At 65.6% G+C, this 21,290-nt stretch carries 16 protein-coding genes; 5 read left to right on the top strand and 11 right to left on the bottom strand.

Features of this window, described 5'->3' with window-relative positions; translation table 11 throughout:
• Positions 1 to 38: 38 nt before the first annotated feature.
• From TSA1_RS26535 to TSA1_RS26570, 8 genes are all read right to left on the bottom strand, one after another.
• Positions 39 to 1,001 carry an alpha/beta fold hydrolase gene (locus tag TSA1_RS26535; protein WP_100178911.1) on the bottom strand — a complete coding sequence of 321 codons (963 nt, stop codon included), beginning with the start codon at positions 999 to 1,001 and terminating at the stop codon, positions 39 to 41.
• Positions 1,002 to 1,144: 143 nt separating this feature from the next.
• Positions 1,145 to 2,359 (bottom strand): acyl-CoA dehydrogenase family protein, encoded by a 1,215-nt coding sequence (locus TSA1_RS26540; protein WP_100178912.1) that lies wholly within the window; start codon positions 2,357 to 2,359, stop codon positions 1,145 to 1,147.
• 190 nt (positions 2,360 to 2,549) lie between these two features.
• On the bottom strand, positions 2,550 to 3,761 hold the full coding sequence (locus TSA1_RS26545) for an ABC transporter substrate-binding protein (protein ID WP_174719089.1): 1,212 nt from the start codon (positions 3,759 to 3,761) through the stop codon (positions 2,550 to 2,552).
• A 241-nt stretch (positions 3,762 to 4,002) separates the two neighbouring features.
• A complete protein-coding gene (locus TSA1_RS26550; RefSeq protein ID WP_100181350.1) occupies positions 4,003 to 4,572 on the bottom strand; it encodes an HdeD family acid-resistance protein in 570 nt (189 codons plus the stop codon).
• A 150-nt stretch (positions 4,573 to 4,722) separates the two neighbouring features.
• On the bottom strand, positions 4,723 to 4,914 hold the full coding sequence (locus TSA1_RS26555) for a GTP cyclohydrolase I (protein WP_430649777.1): 192 nt from the start codon (positions 4,912 to 4,914) through the stop codon (positions 4,723 to 4,725).
• The gene (locus TSA1_RS26560; protein WP_100178914.1) at positions 4,869 to 5,762 is read right to left on the bottom strand and encodes an alpha/beta fold hydrolase; all 894 of its coding nucleotides are present in this window, start codon (positions 5,760 to 5,762) and stop codon (positions 4,869 to 4,871) included. Before TSA1_RS26560 ends, TSA1_RS26555 begins: the two co-directional genes overlap by 46 nt.
• Before the next feature lie 116 nt (positions 5,763 to 5,878).
• Positions 5,879 to 6,706 carry an HD domain-containing protein gene (locus TSA1_RS26565; protein ID WP_100178915.1) on the bottom strand — a complete coding sequence of 276 codons (828 nt, stop codon included), beginning with the start codon at positions 6,704 to 6,706 and terminating at the stop codon, positions 5,879 to 5,881.
• A 221-nt stretch (positions 6,707 to 6,927) separates the two neighbouring features.
• The gene (locus tag TSA1_RS26570) at positions 6,928 to 7,827 is read right to left on the bottom strand and encodes a LysR family transcriptional regulator (RefSeq protein WP_100178916.1); all 900 of its coding nucleotides are present in this window, start codon (positions 7,825 to 7,827) and stop codon (positions 6,928 to 6,930) included.
• 151 nt (positions 7,828 to 7,978) lie between these two features.
• On the opposite strand from TSA1_RS26570, the gene TSA1_RS26575 reads away from it, so the two are divergent.
• The 5 genes from TSA1_RS26575 to TSA1_RS26595 all read left to right on the top strand — a co-directional run bounded on the left by TSA1_RS26575 (position 7,979) and on the right by TSA1_RS26595 (position 13,102).
• The gene (locus TSA1_RS26575; RefSeq protein WP_100178917.1) at positions 7,979 to 9,130 is read left to right on the top strand and encodes an ABC transporter ATP-binding protein; all 1,152 of its coding nucleotides are present in this window, start codon (positions 7,979 to 7,981) and stop codon (positions 9,128 to 9,130) included.
• Positions 9,123 to 10,070 carry a carbohydrate ABC transporter permease gene (locus TSA1_RS26580; RefSeq protein ID WP_100178918.1) on the top strand — a complete coding sequence of 316 codons (948 nt, stop codon included), beginning with the start codon at positions 9,123 to 9,125 and terminating at the stop codon, positions 10,068 to 10,070. The genes TSA1_RS26575 and TSA1_RS26580 overlap by 8 nt, the downstream gene beginning before the upstream one ends.
• The gene (locus TSA1_RS26585; protein ID WP_100178919.1) at positions 10,067 to 10,903 is read left to right on the top strand and encodes a carbohydrate ABC transporter permease; all 837 of its coding nucleotides are present in this window, start codon (positions 10,067 to 10,069) and stop codon (positions 10,901 to 10,903) included. Before TSA1_RS26580 ends, TSA1_RS26585 begins: the two co-directional genes overlap by 4 nt.
• Before the next feature lie 28 nt (positions 10,904 to 10,931).
• A complete protein-coding gene (locus TSA1_RS26590; RefSeq protein ID WP_100178920.1) occupies positions 10,932 to 12,212 on the top strand; it encodes an ABC transporter substrate-binding protein in 1,281 nt (426 codons plus the stop codon).
• 65 nt (positions 12,213 to 12,277) lie between these two features.
• Positions 12,278 to 13,102 (top strand): phosphodiesterase, encoded by an 825-nt coding sequence (locus tag TSA1_RS26595; RefSeq protein WP_100178921.1) that lies wholly within the window; start codon positions 12,278 to 12,280, stop codon positions 13,100 to 13,102.
• Positions 13,103 to 14,382: 1,280 nt separating this feature from the next.
• On the opposite strand, the gene TSA1_RS26600 is transcribed toward TSA1_RS26595, so the two are convergent.
• From TSA1_RS26600 to TSA1_RS26610, 3 genes are read right to left on the bottom strand one after another with little or no spacing between them, the layout of a single operon-like run.
• A complete protein-coding gene (locus TSA1_RS26600) occupies positions 14,383 to 15,261 on the bottom strand; it encodes a transglutaminase family protein (RefSeq protein ID WP_100178922.1) in 879 nt (292 codons plus the stop codon).
• Positions 15,258 to 17,771 carry a circularly permuted type 2 ATP-grasp protein gene (locus TSA1_RS26605; protein WP_100178923.1) on the bottom strand — a complete coding sequence of 838 codons (2,514 nt, stop codon included), beginning with the start codon at positions 17,769 to 17,771 and terminating at the stop codon, positions 15,258 to 15,260. Before TSA1_RS26605 ends, TSA1_RS26600 begins: the two co-directional genes overlap by 4 nt.
• Positions 17,772 to 17,798: 27 nt before the next feature.
• Positions 17,799 to 21,068 (bottom strand): transglutaminase family protein, encoded by a 3,270-nt coding sequence (locus TSA1_RS26610; protein ID WP_100178924.1) that lies wholly within the window; start codon positions 21,066 to 21,068, stop codon positions 17,799 to 17,801.
• Positions 21,069 to 21,290 lie beyond the last annotated feature (222 nt).

A 21,290-nucleotide genomic window follows, 5' to 3' on the forward strand; every position in this document is an offset into this window, starting at 1 on the left:
GGCTGCTCGGGCTTCACTGCGGATGAAGCCCTTGCCCGTCATTTCCCGTCGAGGAACGCGCGCACCTTGCTCACGGTCTGCGCCGGCTGCTCTTCCATGATCCAATGTCCGGAGCCGGTGATGATGCCGCCGTCGACCTTGGTGCCGACGTCGCGCATGATCGCGGCCTGCTGATTGCCGAAGGACTTTTCGGCGCCAAGGGCCAGGATCGGCATGTTCAGCTTGGTCGCGGCAAAGACCTTGTTGTCCGTGGCGTCCTTTCCGAACGCGGCGAACTGCTCGAAGGCGTAATGCATGTTGCCGGGCCGGGCGTACAGTTTCGCATAATGGTTGCGCGTCGCCTCGTCGATGGCCTTGGGATCGGCCGACAGCTCGTTGTAGAAGCGGTCGAGATAGATGCGCTCGCGGCCCTTGACCAGGCGATCGACATCGGGACCGCGGAAATTGAAATGCCACAGCATGGGACTCTTGAGTATTTCGTCCCAGGGCCCGATGCCGGGCAGCGGCGCGTCGATGACGACCCATTTGGTGATGCGGTCAGGGTATTGCGCCGCGAGCGCGTAGCCCACCATGTTGCCGATGTCGTGCGTCACCAGGTCGGCTTTCTGGACGCTGAGCTTGTCCATGAGCATGGCGATGTCGACGCCCTGGTTCTTCTTGTCGTAGCCGCCTGGGGCCTGGGACGACAGCCCCATCCCGCGCAGGTCCGGAACGATCACGGTGTGGTCCTTGTAGAGCGCCTTGGCGAGCGGCGCCCACATGTCGCCGGTGTCGGCGAAGCCGTGCAGAAGCACGACCGCCGGTCCCTGTCCGCCCACTCGGACATGCAGCGTGACGCCGTTGACCGCTATCCGCTCGATCTTGAAAGCCGCGGGAAAGGGTTCGACCGCTGCGAGAGCGGGTAGACTACTGCAGATGATCAGGATCGCCAGGATAGAGGCCAGGATGGCCGCGAAGGATCGCGCGCCGGAGGTCCGACTGCTCGGGGTGAAACTGCGCATTGTTGACCTGCTCGCTCAGTGCCGAGCGCAACAACGTCGGCAGTGCCCACATCAAATATTCCTGTCCATCAAAGCATACCATGCTACCTTGTGACCAGAGCTTCCCCGCGATTTCTGCGCCCAGTTCTTGAGCGGCGATCTGCCTACCCCATCACCCCACCGCGCTTGATCAGCTCCTTGCCCACCGCGGCCAGATGCACCTGATCCGGCCCGTCGCCGATGCGGATGAAGCGGGCGTAGACATAGGCGCGCGCGAGGAACGTATCCTGCGAGACGCCGGCGGCGCCGTGGATCTGGATGGCGCGGTCGATGACGCGGGCGGCCATGCCGGGCACCACGATCTTGGCGGCCGCGATCAGGTCGCGCGCGGCCTTGTTGCCCTCGCGGTCCATCTTGTCGGCGGCCTGCAGCGTGAGCAGCCGCGCCTGCGCGATCTCGCAGAAGGAGTGCGCGATGTCCTCGCGCACCGAGCCCTGCTCGGCCAGCGGCTTGCCGAAGGCGACGCGCGAGACGGCGCGCCGGCACATCAATTCGAGCGCGCGCTGAGCACAGCCGATCAGCCGCATGCAATGGTGGATGCGGCCGGGGCCGAGCCGGCCTTGCGCAATCTCGAAGCCGCGGCCTTCGCCGAGCAGGATGTTCTCCACGGGCACGCGGACATTGTCGTAGACGATCTCGGGATGGCCGCTGGGGGCGTCGTCATAGCCGTAGGTGAGCATGTCGCGGACGACGTGGACGCCGGGGGTGTTTCTGGGCACCAGGATCATCGACTGCTGGCGATGGCGGTCGGGATCGTCGGGCGCGGTCTTGCCCATCACGATCAGGATCTCGCAATCCTCGTTCATCGCGCCGGAGGTGAACCATTTGCGGCCGTTGATGACGTAGTCGTTGCCATCGCGCGTGATGGCGCACTGGATGTTGGTGGCATCGCTGGAGGCGACCTGCGGCTCGGTCATCGAGAAGCCGGAGCGGATCCGCCCATCGAGCAGCGGCTTCAGCCAGCGCTCCTGCTGCGCCTTGGTGCCGTAAGTCGCCAGCACCTCCATGTTGCCGACATCGGGCGCCGAGCAATTGAAGACTTCGGGCGCCCAGAGGATGCGGCCCATGATCTCCTTCACGGGGGCATATTCGAGATTGGTGAGACCCGGACCGTGCTCGCCGGAGAGAAACAGATTCCACAGCCCCTGCTCGCGCGCCATCTTCTTCAGATCCTGCAGCACAGGCGGCGTCTTGTAGCGCGCGGCTTCCGGCTTGACCTGCTCGTAATAGAGCTCCTCGACCGGCTCGACATGGGCGCGCATGAATTGCCGCACGCGCTCTTGCAGCTCCAGCGAACGGGGAGAGTGTTGAAAGTCCATGGGGGTCTCCTCTTTCCTTCTCCCCTTGTGGGAGAAGGTGGCGCGAAGCGCCGGATGAGGGGTTCTCTCGACTCGTGAAGCTGCTCGCGAGGATAGAGACCCCTCACCCGGCTCGCCGCTTCGCGGCGATCCACCCTCTCCCACAAGGGGAGAGGGTGCACCGTCTCTGCTGCTACTCGCGTCCCACTCCTCACGTCCCCTTCAACAGCTCGCTCGCCACCACCCAGTCGTTGCCGTCGAACTGCAGCATGTAGCCGTCCTTGATCGGGCGGAAATCCTGCGGCGTGGTGTTGAGGGTGATGCCGGGCATCAGCAGCGACAGCGGCACATTCTTCAAGTTCGCCGCCTGCGCCATGATGTTCTCGCGCGTCAGATTGTCCTTGCACTGCTTCAGCAGCACCACCAGCGCCTCGGCGACGGTGTAGCCGTAGAGGCCGGCGACGTTGTTGACGTCGGCGTTGGGCAGGCGCTTCTTCATGAAGTCGATATAGGCCGTCATCGCCGGATCGTCCTTCGGCTGCTCGACGAAGGGTTTGAGCGAGCCGAGCGACAGCACGCCCTTGCCGGCCTCGAGACCCGCCGGCACCATCACGGTCGCCTTGTTGGCGCAGCCCGAGGCGAGGAAGCGCGTCGGCTGCCAGCCGACCTCATGCGCTTTCCGGATCGCTTGCGCGCAGGCGCGCGGCGTCACCGAATAGATCATGAAGACGTCGGCCTTGGTATTGGCCAGCGTCAGCACCTGGGAATCGACGGTGGGGTCCGTGACCTCGAAGCTCGAGGCCATCGCGATCGCCTTGTCGGCATCCGCGCCGAGCGCTTCCTTGACGCCGCGCAGATATTCCTTGCCGGCATCGTCGTTCTGGTAGAGCACCGCAAAGCGCGCGTTCGGGTTCTTGGCGCGGGCATAGGCGACGTCGATCGCGGCCTCGCTGGTGTAGTTCGGCGCCCAGGGCAGCGCCATCGACCACGGCATGTTGGCGGGATCGTTCCACTTCGAGGCCGAGCTGATCAGGAACAGCTGCGGCACCTTGTTGCTGTTCAGATATTTCGCGATCGCCGAGCTCGGCGCCGTGCCCATGGTCGCGAAGATGAAGGCGACACCATCGCCTTCGACAAGGCGCCGCGCCGCCTCCATGGTCTTGGGCGGCGAGAACGCATCGTCCAGCGAGATCAGATTGAGCTTGCGGCCATTGACCCCGCCCTTCTCGTTGACCTCGTCGAAATAGGCCGCGATCACCCGGCCCGTGATGCTGAGCGGCGAGGCCGGCCCGCTATAGGGCATGGTGTTGCCGATCTTGATCTCGGTGTCGCTGACACCGGGGCCGTAGGATTTTTGCGCGGAGACGGAAGTCGGCAGACAGGCGGCGGCCAGCGCCGCGGCCAGGACCAAGGCAGCTCTCATGGTTTCTCCCCGATGATCATCGTTCGCGCGAGACAACCGCGCGGCGTGCTGCTTTTTGTCAGCACGTCAGATCAGCGGAGTTCCGCAAGATGGTCTTGCGTCGAGTTGCTGATGGACCCGGCACGCACCACGCAGGATCCAGAGCGTTTTCGAGCGAAGTGGGCACCGGTTCGCGTGAAGAAAACGCGTCAAAACAAGAATCTAGAGCTTCGGTTCTGATTCAACCAGAACCGAAAATGCTCTAGTGACGCCGCTTCAGGCTGAAGCCGAGACTGACCCATCCCGCACCCGCCATGATCAGGTCGATGCCGAGGAACAGGCCGAGGATGTAGACGCTGTTCACCGGCCAGCGCGCCAGGATCAGCAGCCCGAGCAGCAGCGTGACGACGGCCGACAGCGCCACCCAGACCCACGGGCTTTCGCGCTTCATGCTGAAGGCGAGAAACAGCCTGACTGCGCCGGAGGCCAGCAGCGAGGCGCCGAGGAACAGCGTCAGCAGAACCGCGGCGAAGAGCGGGTTCTCGAAAGTGAGGAAGCCGGCGATGATGTAGAGCACGCCCAGCAAGGCCCAGATCGAGAACTTCCCCCAGCTCTTCATCTGGAAGGCGCCGATCACCTCGGTCACCCCGGCGACGATCATCATCGCGCCGACCACGATCACGCTCGCTACCGTCGCCATCACCATGCTGCCGAGCGCAACGAAGCCGGCGATGAGGTAAACGACGCCGAGCGCAACGATCCAGCCCCATTTGGCATGTAGCGCAGAGATACTCGAGCCGAGACTGTGGGGCGCGTCTGAAGCACTTGTCATGGGCCACTCCTGCATGCGAAGCCCGCGGGCACGCGCCAGGATAGCACGCACCCGATCGGGACGACAGCCAGCAGAGCAGCCCTCACCTGCTGCAACCTTGACGCAAATCAAGATCGAATGCGGCGCGTCGGCCGCGCGAGCCAGCGCCGGTCATTCGTCCGATTTGGCGAGCCCCAGCAGTTCCTGGCGCGTCAGCGCATCGTCGCGGAACACGCCCCCGCGCGCGGTCATGCAGTGATGCGTCGCCTTGATGATGACGCCGACGCGCTCGGGCTTGAGCACGTCGTTGAGACTGCCTATGACGCAGCCGTCTTCCGGACGTCGATCACGGCCTGCACCCATTCGGCGGGCCGTTCCTGCGGCAAATTATGTCCGGCATCGGTGAAGACGCGGCGCTCGAATGCGCCTTCGAACTTGCGCGCGTGATGGGCGGTGCCGGGATTGACGCCGTCGCTGTCGCCGTCGATCGCAATGGTCGGGACGCGGATCGGCGGCTGGCCGGCCAGCCTCGCCTCGATGGCGGCATAGGCGGGGTCGCCCGCGACCAGCGCGTAGCGGTGGCGGTAGGAGTGGATCACGACGTCGACGAAATCAGGATTGTCGAACGATGCCGCGCTTTTCTCGAACGTGGCGTCGTCGAATTTCCATTTCGGCGACCACATCGCCCAGAGCTGGCGCGCAAAGCCGCGCCGGTTGCGCTCCAGCGCACGGCGGCCGCGCTCGTTGTGGAAGAGATATTGATACCAGAGCGCCGCCTCCTCCGGCGGCGAGGCCGGCTCCATGGCGCGGGCGATGTTCTGGATATTGTAGGAATTGCCGGAGACGAGGCCGATCACCCGCTCCGGATGGAGCGCTGCGACCACGCAGGCCGCACGCCCGCCCCAGTCATAGCCGCCGACGACGGCGCGCTGGATGCCGAGCGTGTCCATGAAAGCCAAGAGATCGGCGCCGAGCGCCGCCTGCTCCCCGGAGCGCAAGGTCGACGCGCTGCGGAAACGCGTCGGCCCATAGCCGCGCAGCCACGGCACCAGCACCCGCGCGCCGGCCTCTGCAAGGATCGGCGCCGTCTCGGCATAGGCGTTCACGTCGTAGGGAAAGCCGTGGCCCATGATGCAGGGCCAGCCGCCGGGCGCGCCATATTCGCGATAGGCGATGTCGAGAACGTCCGTGGTGACGGTTTTTTCTTGCATGGTCTTCTCACGGAATTGGGAGGCCGTAGCCCGGATGGAGCGCAGCGCAATCCGGGATTCTACAACATGCACCGGCCCCGGATTGCGCTGCGCTTCATCCCGGCTACAAGAACGGCCTATTTCTGCGGGCCGGACAGCGAGATGTCGCGCTCGGCGCGGAACACGTTGCTGTAGAGGTTGGCGATCCATTGCCGGCCGATCTCGGTCTTGTTGAGATAACCGATCTCGGTCTGGATGTGCGGTGCGACGCTGTTCCAGTAGAACTGTGGATAGCGGTTCACGATGTCGGCCGGCGAATCGTAGCCGAGCTGGCGATTCATGCCGACCTCCTCGAACTCGTAATAGAGCGCGTTGGCCTTGCGCAGATAATTGGGGTCGCCGAGCTGGCCGATGAAGTCGGCCGCGCGCAGGATCGAGGCCTCGTCGTCGTATTCCTGTCCCTGGCGGGCCGGAAAGCGCGTCCCCTCGATGGCGCGGGCAACGCGCTCCGGATCGACGCCGGGAATATGCCGCAGCCGCCGCGTCACATACAGCTTCGAGCGGTCGACGTGATACATCATCAGGCTCGCGTCCGACGCGCCGCGCGGCAACGAGATCTTGGTGTCGGCCGCGTCGATCACGAAGCCGTCGGCATCGTCCTCCTCGAACAGCCCGCGCACATAGCCGATGTCGTGGGCGAGGCAGGCGATCAGGATATGGACGTAGTCGTCGCCCGACAGGTGGGTATGAAGGCTCCGGCCGCGGAGGATGGCCTGGGCCGCCAGCGTTACCAGCATCGTATGCTCGATATTGTGATAGAGCGCATCGCTGTTGCCGATGCATTCCATCGCGGTGCGGGTCGCGCTCTCGATGATACTGGCAGACGTCTCATCGTACCGGCGACGCATGAACTTCCCGAGGAAGTCCTCGAGGGATTCAGCCGCCAGTCTCGGCAAGGTTATCATGGATGCAGCCCCGTCCGCCGCTGGTGTCCCATGCCATCTCCCGACGTCTCTGTTGTTCTCGGCGCGGCGCCAGCATAGCCCATCTTGGGCCGGCTGACCAAATTCCGTATCAAAAATTCGTAAATATGTTACATTTCCGCTGCGCAACATTTCGGTTGTGGTTATGCTTCGCTACAGCCTGAAGGCGATTACACCGGAAGGGCCCGGGCCTGCCTGTCGCTCTACGGGGCCGACAGGATGTCGGCGCCGTCTGCCGAGCGCGACAGGCTTCTGGCCAGATAGAACAGCTCGACCAGCTTGCCGCGTTTGCCGGCCAGCGAGAAGATGTATTCGGGCGATTCCGCCTCGATTTCCGCGATCGCCACCTTGGCGATGCGATCGACGCGGCTCGAGCCGTGCTCCCAGACAAAGCCGACACCGAGCCGGTTGGCGACCGCCTCCAGCATTCCTTCGCGCGTGTTGACGACGATCGCCGGAGCAGCACGCAGATTGACGGCGCGAAACGCCCTGTCGACGACGCGCTGGGTCGCGGAATCCCGGGTCCGAAACACCAGCGGATATTGCATCAGGCTGACGGCGGACACGCGCGATTCCCGACTGAGGTCGTGAACGGGATGGCAGATCGCGACGACGCGCTGCTGCACGCAGGGCTCGCGACGGAAGCGATTGTCCTGCGGCACCTCCGGCAGCACGGCGACATCGACGCGCTGGTCGACCACCGCCGCCATGATCGCAGACCAGCTCCCGATCTCGATATTGATCTGGATCTTCGGATACAAATTGCGAAACGCCGCGATCAGCGCCATTCCCGGCATGGCGTTGCCGAGCCCGATGCGAAGCTCGCCCCCCGACAGCTCATCGCGCTGCTCGAGGATGGCCTGGGCATCCGCCTCGAGTGCCTGCATACGGTTCGTTGCGGCGTAGAGTCGCCGGCACAGCGGCGTCGGGATCAGGTTCTGTCCGTGGCGGTCGAACAGCGCAACGGCGAACTCGGCCTCGAGATCGCGCACCAGCTGCGCAATTGCGGGTTGCGACACTCCCAGTTTCCTGGCCGCGGCGGCAAAACTGCCGGTGTCGAACACCGCGTTGACCGCCCGGACACGCGACGACGTCAGCGCCACGACAAGAACTCCAAGACCGGCATCCCTGATTCAGGACGCCGCAAAAGAAAAACCTGGGATCAGCATAGGCAATGCCATTGACCGTTATGTGAATGTCAGATGCCGTCCCTACTCCTCATGCGCCGCAACAGGCAGCAGGGGACCAGCGCGAATGGCGCAAATCGAGCTTTCCACGATCCGCAAATCCTTCGACGGGACCGACGTCCTGAAAGGCATCGATTTCCGGATCGAGGACGGCGAGTTCATCTCGCTGGTCGGTCCTTCCGGCTGCGGCAAGTCGACCCTGCTCCGCATCATCGCCGGGCTGGAGCCGCAGAATTCCGGCCAGGTCCATATCGACGGCCGCCCCGTCGACGGCATTCGCCCGAGCGCGCGCAACCTCGCGATGGTCTTCCAGTCCTATGCGCTCTATCCGCATTTGAGTACCTTCGACAACATCGCGGTGCCGCTGCGGATGCGGCGCCTTTCCGCGATCGAACGGCTGCCGCTGCTCGGCCCGCTGCTGCCGGGCCGGCGCGCCAAGGAACGGACCATCCGCGCCGACATCACGGCGATCGCCGAGCAGCTCGACATCGCGCCATTGCTGCGGCGCAAGCCAGGGCAATTGTCCGGCGGACAGCGGCAACGCGTCGCAGTCGGACGCGCCATGGTGCGCGAGCCCCGCGCCTTCCTGTTCGACGAACCGCTCTCCAACCTCGACGCGAAGCTGCGTGTCCACATGCGCGCCGAGCTCGCCGAGCTGCATCGCCGCCTCAAGGCAACGTTCGTCTATGTCACGCACGACCAGGCCGAGGCGATGACCATGTCGAGCCGGATCGCCGTCATGATGGCCGGTGAGCTGATTCAGGTCGGGACGCCCGCAGAGATCTACGACGACCCCGGCGACATCCGTGTTGCCGAATTCATCGGCAGCCCCAAGATCAACATCCTTCCCGGGCGGGTCCGTAAGGACGGCGGCATCGACGTGCTGGGCACCGCTCTGCGGCTTGGGTGTGGCGCGGCCGCGGGCGACTGCCGTGTCGGCGTGCGTCCGGAGCGGATCGAGCTGGGCGCGGGGCCATTCTCCGGAAGTGTCGTTCATCTGGAAAACCTCGGCGCCGAGGCCTTCGTGCACCTTGCGATCGAAGGCGCCGGAGCACGCCTGATCGCGCGGCTTGGCGACGTCCGGCAGCTGCCTGCGATGGGCCGTGCCGTCACGTTCGGCTTCGCGCCCGACGCGGTGCGGGCTTTCGATCCGGCCGGGAAGCGGATCGAGCTCAGGGTCGAGCAGGCCGAGCGCATCCGTGAGCCCGCCCATGTCTGACGGCTCCATCACCATCGACGCGGCGATCGTCCCCGCCGGCACCGCAAGGCGGTCGCTGCCGGCGCATGGCAGCCGGCGCACATATTCCGCCTACGCGCTGGTGGCGCCGGCCGCCGCGCTCATGCTGGTCATGCTGCTCGGTCCGCTCGCCGGCGTGATCGCCCTCTCCTTCACCGATTATCAGCTGGGCGCGCCGCACTTCTCCTGGATCGGGCTCGCCAACTACCAGGACCTGTTCGCCGACAAGGTGTTCTGGACCGCGCTGCGCAACACGCTGACCTATGTCGTGGTCGTGGTGCCCGGCGCCGTGATCGCAGGCCTTGCGATCGCGCTTCTGATCCAGAGCGGCACCAGCCTGCGCAGCCTCTATCGGACCATCTATTTCCTGCCTGTCATGGCGACCCTGATCGCGATGGCGGTGGTGTGGGAATTCATGCTGCATCCGCAATTCGGTCTGGTGAACGGGCTGTTGCGCGGCGCGGGCCTGCCGGCCTTCGCCTGGCTGCAGGACCGCAGCACCGCCCTCTATGCGCTGTGCGCGATCGGCATCTGGCAGGCGGTCGGCTTCAACATGGTGCTGTTCCTCGCGGGCCTCGTCTCCATTCCCAAGCAACTTTACGAGGCGGCCGAAATCGACGGTGCCTCGAGCGGCTGGGCACGCTTCCGCCTCGTGACCTGGCCGATGCTGGGCCCGGTCACGACCTTCGTCGTCGTGATCTCCGGCATCCGCTCGTTCCAGGTGTTCGACACCGTGCATGTGCTGACCAAGGGCGGCCCGTCGAAATCCACCGAGGTCCTGATCCACACCATGTACACGGAAGGCTTCGAGTTCTTCCGTTCGGGCTACGCCGCGGCGATCACGGTCGTCTTCCTGGTCTTCGTCCTCGCGCTCACGCTGATCAAGTCGAGGCTCGCCGATCGCGGCGTGCATTACACATGAGCAACACACATTCCGTCACGTTCCGGGCGATCCTGCGCCACGTGCTCCTGATCGCGGGCGCCGCGCTCATGCTCGCGCCTTTCATCTGGATGATCTCGACCGCGTCCAAGCCGCAGACCGAAATCTTCTCCAGCGAGCTGCATCTGATCCCCCACCGGTTCGCGCTGTGGGACAATCTGCGCGAGGCCTTCGCCAAGGCCAATCTGCTGCGCTTCCTGCTCAACGGCGTCATCGTCACGGTCTCGATCTTCGTGCTGCAGGTCATGGTGGCGCTGCCGGCGGCCTACGCGCTGGCAAAGCTTCGCTTCCTCGGCCGCGAGACGCTGTTCGCCCTGGTCCTGTTCGGGATCCTGATCCCGCCGCAGGCGACCGCGATCCCGGTCTTCCTGCTGCTGCACAAGGCCGGCCTGCTCGACAGCTATGCCGCGCTCGTCCTGCCCTTCACGATCTCGGTGTTCGGCATCTTCCTGATGCGCCAGTTCTTCAAGACCGTGCCCGACGATCTCGTCGATGCCGCGCGCATGGACGGCATCTCCGAGTTCGGCATCGTCTGGCGGGTGATGCTGCCCGCCGCGATCCCGGCCGTGACCGCGTTCGGCATCTTCTCCGTGGTCGCGCATTGGAACGACTATTTCTGGCCGCTGATCGTGCTCAACAGCGAGCAATTGCGGACGCCGCCGCTTGCGGTCGCGCATTTCCGCAACAACGAGGCCGGTACCAGCTACGGCCCGCTGATGGCCGCGGCGATGGTGATCATCGCGCCGCTCGTGATCGCTTTCCTCTTTGCCCAGCGCCGCTTCATCGAGGGCATCACCCTCACCGGGATCAAGTAACCGCGTCACCTCAAACAGGAGTCTATCCATGCTGAAGTCCATCATCGCCGCGGCGGCTCTGTCGCTTGCGGCCGGCTCTGCGCTCGCGCAGACCCAGACCGAGATCGTGATGCAGTATCCGTATCCGGAGCTGTTCACCGAGACCCACAAGCGCATCGCCGATGAGTTCGCCAAGGTGCACCCGGAGATCAAGGTGACGATGCGGGCGCCTTACGAATCCTACGAGGACGCCACCCAGAAAGTGCTGCGCGAAGCCGTCACCAATCAGATGCCTGATGTCTCCTTCCAGGGCCTGAACCGCATCCGCGTCCTGGTCGACAAGAACATCCCGGCCCCGCTCGACGGCTACATCGCCGCGGAAAAGGACTTCGACAAGCAGGGCTTCCACCAGGCGATGTACGACATCGGCACCGCCGGCGGCAAGGTCTACGCCCTTCCCTTCGCGATCTCGCTTCCGATCGTCTACGTCAATCTCGACCTCGTGAAACAGGCCGGCGGCGACGTGAACAATTTGCCGAAGAGCTGGGACGAGCTGCTCACGCTCGCCAAGAAGATCAAGGCGCTCGGCAACGACACCAACGGCGTCACCTATGCCTGGGACATCACCGGCAACTGGCTGTGGCAAGCCCCGGTCTTCGCGCGCGGCGGCACCATGCTCAACGCCGACGAGACCAAGGTCGCCTTCGACGGCGTGGAAGGCAAGTTCGCCATCAACATGATCGCGCGGCTCGTCAACGAGGGCGGCATGCCCAACCTCGACCAGCCGTCGATGCGCGCGGCGTTCGCGGCCGGCAAGACCGGCTTTCACGTCACCTCGACCTCGGACCTCAACAAGGTCACGCAGATGACCGGCGGCAAGTTCGCGTTGAAGACGATCCCGTTCCCGGACGTGGCCTCCCCGAACGGCAGGCTGCCGGCCGGCGGCAACGTCGTGCTGATCCTCGCCAAGGACAAGGCCAAGCGTGACGCCGCCTGGGAAGCGGTGAAGTTCTGGACCGGCCCCAAGGGCGCTGCGATCATGGCGGAGACCACCGGCTACATGCCGCCCAACAAGGTCGCCAACGAGGTCTATCTGAAGGACTTCTACGTCAAGAACCCCAACAACTACACCGCGGTCGGCCAGCTCCCGCTGCTCACCAAATGGTACGCCTTCCCCGGCGACAACGGCCTGAAGATCACCGACGTGATCAAGGATCACCTCAACACGATCGTCTCGGGCGCCCGCGCCAAGGAGCCCGAGGCCGTTCTCGCCGACATGACGGTGGATGTGCAGAAGCTGCTGCCGAAGACCACCGGCGCCGCGCGCTGAGCATCACGACACCGCCAACCACGGGGCGCCGCCGGCGCCCCGTGCCGCAGGAACGGGAAAGAACGATGAAGCTGCTTCACTTGAGCGACATTCACCTGACGGCACCCGGCGCGACCATCGGCGGCCGCGACCCGCGCGCCAATTTCGAGCGGGCGCTGGCGCATGCCCTGAAGGATCACCACGACGCCGAGTTGATGGTGATCACCGGCGATCTCTCGGATTGGGGCGATGCCGCCGACTATCACTGGCTCAAGCAGCGCCTCGACGCATATCCGCTGCCGGTCCGGCTGTGCATCGGCAACCATGACCGACGCGCCGCCTTCCTCAGCGTCTTCCCCGATCTCGCCGACGACAATGGCTTCGTCCAGGGCATCCACGACACCGCTGCCGGCCGCTGTCTCTTCCTTGATACCGCCCATCCCGACACGCATGCCGGCCGCTATTGCGACGATCGCCTCGGCTGGCTCGAGGCACGGCTTGCCGAACATGACGGGCCATTCCTGCTGTTCATGCACCACAACCCGATGCCGGTGCATCTGGCCCCGCTCGACCAGATCCGCCTGCTCGACGACGCTCCGTTCCGGCGTCTCGTCGGCCATCACCGGGCAAAAATCCGCCACGTCTTCTTCGGCCATTGTCACCTACCGCTTGCCGGCTCGGTCGCAGGCGTTCCGGTCTCGTCGCTGCGCGGCACCAACCATGCGAGCTATCCGCTGTTCTCCGAGACCAAATTGCTGAGCGCGTCCGACCTGCCGCAGGCCTATGGCGTCGTGTTCTTCGGGGAAGACTATGTGACCGTGCACATGGTGGAATACGGCTACGAGGGTCCGATCCGCATCGAAGGTTCGCCCGACTATCAGGCCTGGGATCGCGAGACCATGGTCCGGTGACGGGCGAGCGCCGGCCGTTTCCAGGCGCCTAATCACAAACCCGCGCAGCACTCCTCGGAGAGTCCGCTCCTCCTCTATAGCGGCGCGTTGGCGTCCATCACCCTAGGTCGGAGATGGGCCAACGGCCGACGTTCACTAGCCGTCGCTCCTCTCAGGGGACCGTGAGCCCGCCGCCGAAATGCCGCCCATAGTCCTGCGGAAACCGTTCAACGCTAGTTCGGGCAGGGCTTTAAACGGGGCTTGGGGTCACCCACCTTTTAACGCTTATCGGCCTGTCCGTGGTTCGTCCCGCTCTCTGGACCTATATAAATGCCGGTCTTCATGCACTGCTTCCACGCAGCGCCGCACCGTTCTGGCTTGACCGCCCTGGATACACAGATAGCCTTGTAATCGGAGCACGACATTGCTTGCGCTGGATATGACGCAATGACGATGAGTGCAGCAAAAATAATAGCTTTCATTGGTACCCTTTTTGGTTGAAGCCGCAATTAAACGCGACCTTTCGGTCCTTCCAACCTAGCAAAACGCCCGCCCCAGACCACCGCCCAAAACCCAAACAGTTGAGGCTCTGACCGCAGGATTGCTTGATGGCCGCGCCAACGGACTAGTGGGCAGCTTTCTCCCTTTTGCGTGACGAGGCAGGAGCTTTACGTCCTGTCCCGGTGACTGGGGTGCTGTTATACCGCGCGCTGTCGTAGCAGCGCTGTCGATCGGGGTTCGGATTCATCTGCTGGGAAGTGACCGTGCCACCGCATTCCGTGCCGATCGCGGTAGCGGCCAACGCACGGGAAGCGGTCAAGAGCAGGAGGCAGGCAAGCAGGCGAGTCATTTCAAAAATCTTGGTTGGAAAGCAGCTCGGCTTCCTGGGAGGTAATTTTCCGGTGCTGCGCTGCTAGTTGTCGCACTTGCCGGGATTGGCGCTGCACCACCGGCTCACGGCAGCGCTGTCCCACCCGCGAGCCTTATTCACCGATACACATTGTTCATAGGTGCAAGTTTTCGGCTTGGCCGAGCTCTTGGCGGGCTTCGGTTGTGACAAGGCCGGAGTCAGCGAAGCGGCCAAAAGAACAACGGCGACGAGAGCTTTCATGCCCCCCCCCTTAAGTTGAAAGCTATAGTAGAATGCATCTTTTCCGTTGACGCAAGCTGGGCTGGTCCACTCCCTCAGGGACATCGCGCTCGCCGACCGAATGTCCCCGATGGATCACAAGCTGCCGACCACGTTCAAGCTGGCAGACTTCAGCTTTGCGTTGGTAAGCCGAGGCCTATGCGTACCCGCCCTACTCCACCAGCTGCACGTCGACAGCCACCCCGAGCTTCTGCTTCGGCGAGCCGACGATGATGCCGTCGACCGGCGAGACGTCGGAGAAATCGCGCCCGACCGCAAGCACGATATGGTCGTTGCCGATCAGGAGATCATTGGTCGGATCGAGATCGACCCAGCCGAGCTCCGCCCCGCACCACAGCGACACCCAGGCATGGGTGGCGTCGGCGCCCTGCAAACGCGGCTGGCCCGCCGGCGGAATGGTGCGCAAGTATCCGCTGACATAGGCCGCCGGCAGGCCGAGCCCGCGCAGCCCCGCGATCATCACATGGGCGAAGTCCTGGCAGACGCCGTGGCGCTTGTCGAACACCTCGTTCAGCGGCGTCGAGATCACCGTTGCCTTGGCGTCGTAGCGAAACTGGTTGCGGATACGATGCATCAGATCGACCGCACCTTTGAGGACGCCAGCGCCCGGTGGAAAGCTCGAAGCCGCATAGGCGCTGACCGGACGCAGCACCGGCACCAGCGGACTCGCGAAGACATAGCCGACCGGCGAGGCCGGTCCGAGGCTGGTCGCTTCGAAGGCAATGTCGCGAACGCTCTCCCAGGGCGGACTCGCGGCATCGCGCGGCCGCGGCTGACGCGACACCGAGACGCGCGAGCGCGAATCGATCCGCAAGTTGCGATGCGCGGCCTCGATCACGATGCTCTCGGTCAGCGCACCGAAGAAATCGCGCCGCACATTGCGCTCTGCGGGGCGCGGGCGGATCTCGACGCTGTGCGAGATCAGCTCCTGGCCGCCGCCGCTGCGCGGCTCCAGCCGCAGCGTACAGCGGGCGAAGCTGACCGGGTTCTCGTATTCGTAAGTCGTGACGTGACGGATGTCGTAGATCACGCCAACCCCGTCAGCTTTTCCGGCCGGGCGGCATTGGGACCGTGCGGGAAGTAGTGCTGCCCGATCGCATCCGCGAGGTTCAGCAGATCCTGCTCCAGCCCGAACAGGGTCTTGACCTGGAGCTTCTCGGCCTCGGCCGTTGCAAGCATCGCCTGCAGCGCCACCGCGAGCCGCTGCGGCTTCTCGATCAGGCCGTGCTCCTTCAGGCTCGGGAGCGCGGCGATGTGCTCGTTCAGCGTCGCCACCTGGAACGCCACCGAGCGCGGATTGTAGGGATCGAGCACCGCGAGGTCGCGCACCGGCGCCAGGATCGGCGCCAGCAGATAGCGCGAGCGGTAGGTGATCTGGCAATCCACCAGCGTCAGCAGGATGTCGAGGTCCTCGTCGCCGGCCTCGTCATAGGCGAACTGCCGTGCGAAGCGCGTGGTGTTGATGGCGCGCTCGGTGCGGCGGCCGATGTCGAGGAAGCGCCAGCCGGCGGCGCGGTTCATGTTCTCCTGCGCAAGGCCGGCGAAGCTCGCCAGCTCCTGCAAGGTCAGCTCGGCCGCGCTCAGCACGCTGTCGTCGTCCTCGACCTCGTAGGCAAGGCGCTCGGCCAACTCGGTGATGACCTGCCAGGCATCGGGCGACAGCCGTTCGCGCAGGGATGTCGCCGTGCGCTGCGCCGCGCGCACCAGCGACAGCGCCGAGCCGAAACGGGCCTCGCTCTGCAGCGCTTCGGCCACGATGCGCCCCGGGGCCGCGCGCGAGGTCTGCGAGACCGCGCCCCAGGCCACCAACAGGCGCTGGATGCGCTCGCCCGATTGCAGCGAGGCCGCGGTGCCCTTGTTGGGTCCGCTCGGCGAGCCCAAGGCGCGCACGAGGCGCAGCGTCGCCTCGGCGCGCTCGAGGTAGCGGCCGAGCCAGAACAGATTGTCGGCAGCCCGGCTCGGCAGCACGCCGGCGATACGGCGGATGCGGACCTTGTCGGTCGCCGGCAGCAAGGTCGCGGTCGAGACCTGCTTGTCGGACACGATCCAGACGTCGGCGGCGCGGGCGCCGTCGCCCATCGACACCGCGCGCGCATCCGGCTGTTCGGCGATCCGGCAGAAGCCGCCGGGCATGATGGCCCAGCCGTCGGGCGTGGCGGCCGCGAACACGCGCAGCACGAACGGACGCGGCATGATCTGGCCCTGCTCCCACACCGGCATGGTCGAGAGCCGCACCACTTCCTGGCCGACATAGTCCATGCCGCGCGCGGCGATGGCATCGATCAGGCGCTTGCGGTCGTTCGCATCGAGCTCGCTCGCGAGCACCGGCCCCGCACTGTCGAAGCCGGGCACCCCGCGCCGATAGGCGCCTTCGATCGCGACCTCGTCGAGCCGCGCCAGCACTTCGTCGCGCGCGACGCGCTGGCCGCACCACCAGGTCGCGATATGCGGCATCTTCAGCTCTTCGCCGAGCAGGCGGCGGCTCAGCGCCGGCAGGAAGCCGAGCAGCGCCCGCGCCTCGAGCACGCCGGAGCCCGGCATGTTGGCGACGACGACGCCGTCCTTGCGCAGCACGTCGATCAGGCCGGGCACGCCGAGATGCGAGGAGGCGTCGAGCTCAAGCGGATCGAGCGAGTTGGAATCGACGCGGCGGAGCAGCACGTCTAACCGCTTCAGGCCGGCGACGGTGCGGATGTGGATGCGGTTGTCGCTGACGGCGAGATCGTCGCCCTCGACCAGCAGGAAGCCGAGATAGCGCGCCAGCGTCGCGTGCTCGAAATAGGTCTCGCTGAAGCTGCCGGGGGTGAGCACGCCGATCCTGGGCTCGTCGCGGTCGGCACGCGCGCGAAGCGAGTCGCGGAACGCCTCGAAAAACGGCGCGACGCGCGGCACGTTCATCGACTTGTAGAGATCGGAAAAGGCGCGCGAGAGCACCAGACGGTTCTCCAGCGCGTAGCCCGCACCCGAAGGCGCCTGGGTGCGATCGCCGAGTACCCACCAGCGCCCGTCGGGACCGCGACCGATGTCGGCGGCATAGAGCGACAGATAGCGCCCGCCCGGCGGCGGCACGCCGCAGACGGGACGGAGGTATTCGGGACTGCCGGCGATCGCCGCCGCCGGCAGCGCGCCCTCGGCGACCAGCCGGCCCTCGCCGTAGATGTCGCGCAGCACCCGCTCGAGCAGCTCGGCGCGCTGGGTGATGCCGGCGCAAAGCTGCTGCCAGTCGGCCTCGTCGATCAGGAGCGGCAGATGGCTGATCGCCCAGGGCCGGTCGGCACTGTCGCCGGGCGCGCGGTAGGTGACGCCGGCCTCGCGCAGATGGCGGTCGGCCATGCCGAATCGGCGCTCGATCTCGTCGGGGGCGAGCGCGCCGAAGGCATCGAAAAAGCGGCTCCAGACCGCGCGCGGGGCGCCGTCGGGGCCCAGGAACTCGTCGGGAATGCCAGGCAGGCGCTTATAGTCGCGGACCCATTGCGCGAAGCGGCGCTGGCCTTGCACCTTGCCCGCCTTGTCGTCCTCTTCCACTGCGCCCTCGGCCATGCGCCTCTCCCTGCCCCACCATCATACTCATTGCAGGAGCGGAGTCCGCAAGTCGAGGGTCAGCGGGAACTCATTTGTGCGTTCCTCGGGGGGCGGCTGGACCGGCCCCGGCGTATGACCGTGGTCCTGGAAGCGCGCCAGCCGCCGCGCCTCGGCCTCGTAGGTGTTGACCGGCTTGGTGTCGTAGCTGCGCCCGCCCGGATGGGCGACGTGGTAGACGCAGCCGCCGAGCGAGCGGCCGTTCCAGCTGTCGATCAGGTCGAAGGTCAGCGGCGCGTGGACGGGAATGGTCGGGTGCAGGCCGGAGGCCGGCTGCCAGGCCTTGAAGCGGACGCCGGCCACGGCCTCGGCCGAGCGGCCGGTCGAGGTCATCGGCAGGCGGCGGCCGTTGCAGGTGACGATGTGGCGCCCCTCGACAAAGCCCTCCGCCTTGACCTGGAGGCGCTCGACCGAGCTATCGACATAGCGCACGGTGCCGCCGGCCGAGCCTTCCTCGCCCAGCACGTGCCACGGCTCCAGCGCCTGGCGCAGCTCCAGCGTCACGCCGCCATGATGGATGCGGCCGAAGGCGGGAAAGCGGAATTCGAGCTGGGCCAGATACCATTCCGGCTCGAACGGATAGCCGAACTGCTTCAGCTCGCCGAGAACGTCGAGAAAGTCCTCCCAGATGAAATGCGGCAGCATGAAGCGGTCGTGCAGCGCGGTGCCCCAGCGCACGAACTTGCCGGCCTGCGGCTCGCGCCACATCTTGGCGATCAGCGCGCGGATCAAGAGCTGCTGCGCCAGCGACATGCGCGGGTCCGGCGGCATTTCGAGCGCGCGGAATTCGACGAGGCCGAGACGGCCGGTCGGACCATCGGGCGAATAGAGCTTGTCGATGCAGATCTCGGCGCGGTGGGTGTTGCCGGTGATGTCGACGAGCAGATGCCGGAACAGGCGGTCGACCAGCCACAGCGGCGCCTGGTAGCCGGGCGGCGGCACGTGCGAGAGCGCGATCTCGAGCTCGTAGATGCTGTCGTGCCGGGCTTCGTCGATGCGCGGCGCCTGGCTGGTCGGGCCGATGAACAGGCCGGAGAAGAAATAGGACAGCGAGGGATGCCGCTGCCAGTACAGCACCAGGCTCTTGAGCAGATCGGGCCGGCGCAGGAACGGCGAGTCCTCAGGACTGGAGCCGCCGATCACGACGTGATTGCCGCCGCCGGTGCCGGTGTGGCGGCCGTCGACCAGGAAACGGTTGGCGCCGAGACGCACCTTGCCCGCGTCCTCATAGAGACCGGTGGTGATATCGACCGCTTCGCGCCAGCTCTTGGCCGGCTGGATGTTGACCTCGATGACGCCAGGGTCGGGCGTCACCTTGATGACCTCGATGCGCGGATCGAACGGCGGCGGATAGCCTTCGACATGGACGGGGAGCTGCATCTCCTCGGCGGTCGCCTCCAACACGGCGACCAGTTCGAGATAGTCCTCGATGCGCTCGACCGGCGGCATGAAGGCGCAAAGCACGCCGTCGCGGACTTCGACCGACATCGCGGTGCGGACCGGGACGGACGTGTTGAGTTGTTCGGGAGCGGCCCGCGGCGGAGCTTCAGGGCGCGCTTCGAGGGTGAACACCGGAAGCTTGCCGCGCGCCTCCATCGGGTCGCGCTCGACGACGTAGGGATATTGGTTGGGTGGAACGTAGCCGAGCGACCCGATCGGCAGGCGCAAGCCGAGCGGTGAATCGCCGGGCATCAGGAACAGGTGATTGCGCCGGAGCTGCCAGCGTTCGCTGCGCCAGCGCGGCGGCGCGTTCCAGCGCTGCACCGGCAGCACGAAGCCGCGCGGCGTGTTCAGACCCTGCTCGAACACGCGCGCCATGCGTGCGCGATCCTCCGGATTGGCCAATTTCGAGTCGGTCGGATCGACGTTGACGGGAAGCTCGGCTTCCTTCTGAAGCCAGAGCGCCGTGTCCTCGTAGGCCGGCATGATGTAGCCGGGATCGAGCCCGAGCCGCAGCGCCGCGCCCTCCATGAAGGTCTCGGCGTCCTTCGCCTCGGCGCGGCGTGGATTTTGGATCCTGGCGATGAGATCGCCATTCTTCCAGATCGGCGCGCCGTCCTTGCGCCAGTAGAGACCGAAGGCCCAGCGCGGCAGGCTCTCGCCCGGATACCATTTGCCCTGGCCGTAATGCAGCAGACCGCCGGGCGCGAAACGATCGCGCAGGCGGCGGATCAGATCGTCGCCAAGCGCGCGCTTGGTCGGGCCGACCGCTTCCGTATTCCACTCCGCCGCTTCGAGATCGTCGACAGAGACGAAGGTCGGCTCGCCGCCCATGGTGAGCCGCACGTCCGCGCTGGCGAGATCACCATCGACCTGCTCGCCGAGATCGTTGAGCCGCGCCCAGGATTCGTCGGAGAAGGGTTTTGTGATGCGCGGCGCCTCGCGGATGCGCTTGACGCTCATGTCGAAGGCGAACTCGACCTCGGCAAAGCCGGCCCCGCCGGAGATCGGCGCGGCCGAGCGATAATGCGGCGTGGCGGCGACCGGGATGTGGCCCTCGCCCGCGAGCATGCCGGAGGTCGCATCGAAGCCGATCCAGCCGGCGCCCGGCAGATAGACCTCGGCCCAGGCGTGCAGGTCGGTGAAGTCGTTCTCGACCTCGGGCGGGCCCTCGATCGGATCGATGTCGGGACGGATCTGGATCAGATAACCGGAGACGAAGCGTGCCGCGAGCCCGAGATGACGCAGCGTCTGGATCAGGAGCCAGGCGGAGTCGCGGCACGAGCCGGCGCCGGAGGAGAGCGTCTCCTCCGGTGTCTGCACGCCGGGCTCCATGCGGATGATGTAGCGGACGTGCTTCTGAAGCTCGCGGTTGAGATCGACCAGGAAGTTGACGGTGTTCGGGGCTTCATGCGGGATCGTGTCGAGAAATTTCGCGAACAGGCGGTCGGGCTTGACGGTCTCGAGATAGGGCGCGAGCTCGGTTTTCAGGTCCTTGGTGTATTCGAACGGGAAGCTGTCCGCATACGGTTCGACGAAGAAGTCGAACGGGTTGACCGTGGTCATCTGCGCCGTGAAATCGACCTCGAATTTCAGCTCGGTGGTCTTCTCCGGGAAGACGTAGCGCGCCAGCCAGTTGCCTTGCGGATCCTGCTGCCAGTTCACGAAATGGTTGGATGGCGTGACCTTGAGCGAATAGCTCAGGATCGGCGTGCGTGTATGCGGCGCCGGGCGCAGGCGGATGGTTTGCGGTCCCAGATCGATCGGGCGGTCGTATTTGTAGTGCGTGACGTGATGCAATGCGACGTAGATCGACACGGGGTGCGGTGCTCCAGCAGCTTTTTTGAGCAGAACACCTGAGATGGATGCGATCAAGCACTAACAACGGGCAGCGCGTGCCTAGGAAGTATCCCTGCCGTCCGGGCGATCGACCGCACACGATGTCAGCGTTGGCACTCTGAAGCCTCTACGGCGTCATGGCCGGGCTCGTCCCGGCCATCCACGACCTTCTATTGCGGTCACCAAGAACGTGGATGCCCG

The organism is Bradyrhizobium nitroreducens (genome assembly GCF_002776695.1).
GTDB classification, from domain to species: Bacteria; Pseudomonadota; Alphaproteobacteria; order Rhizobiales; family Xanthobacteraceae; genus Bradyrhizobium; species Bradyrhizobium nitroreducens.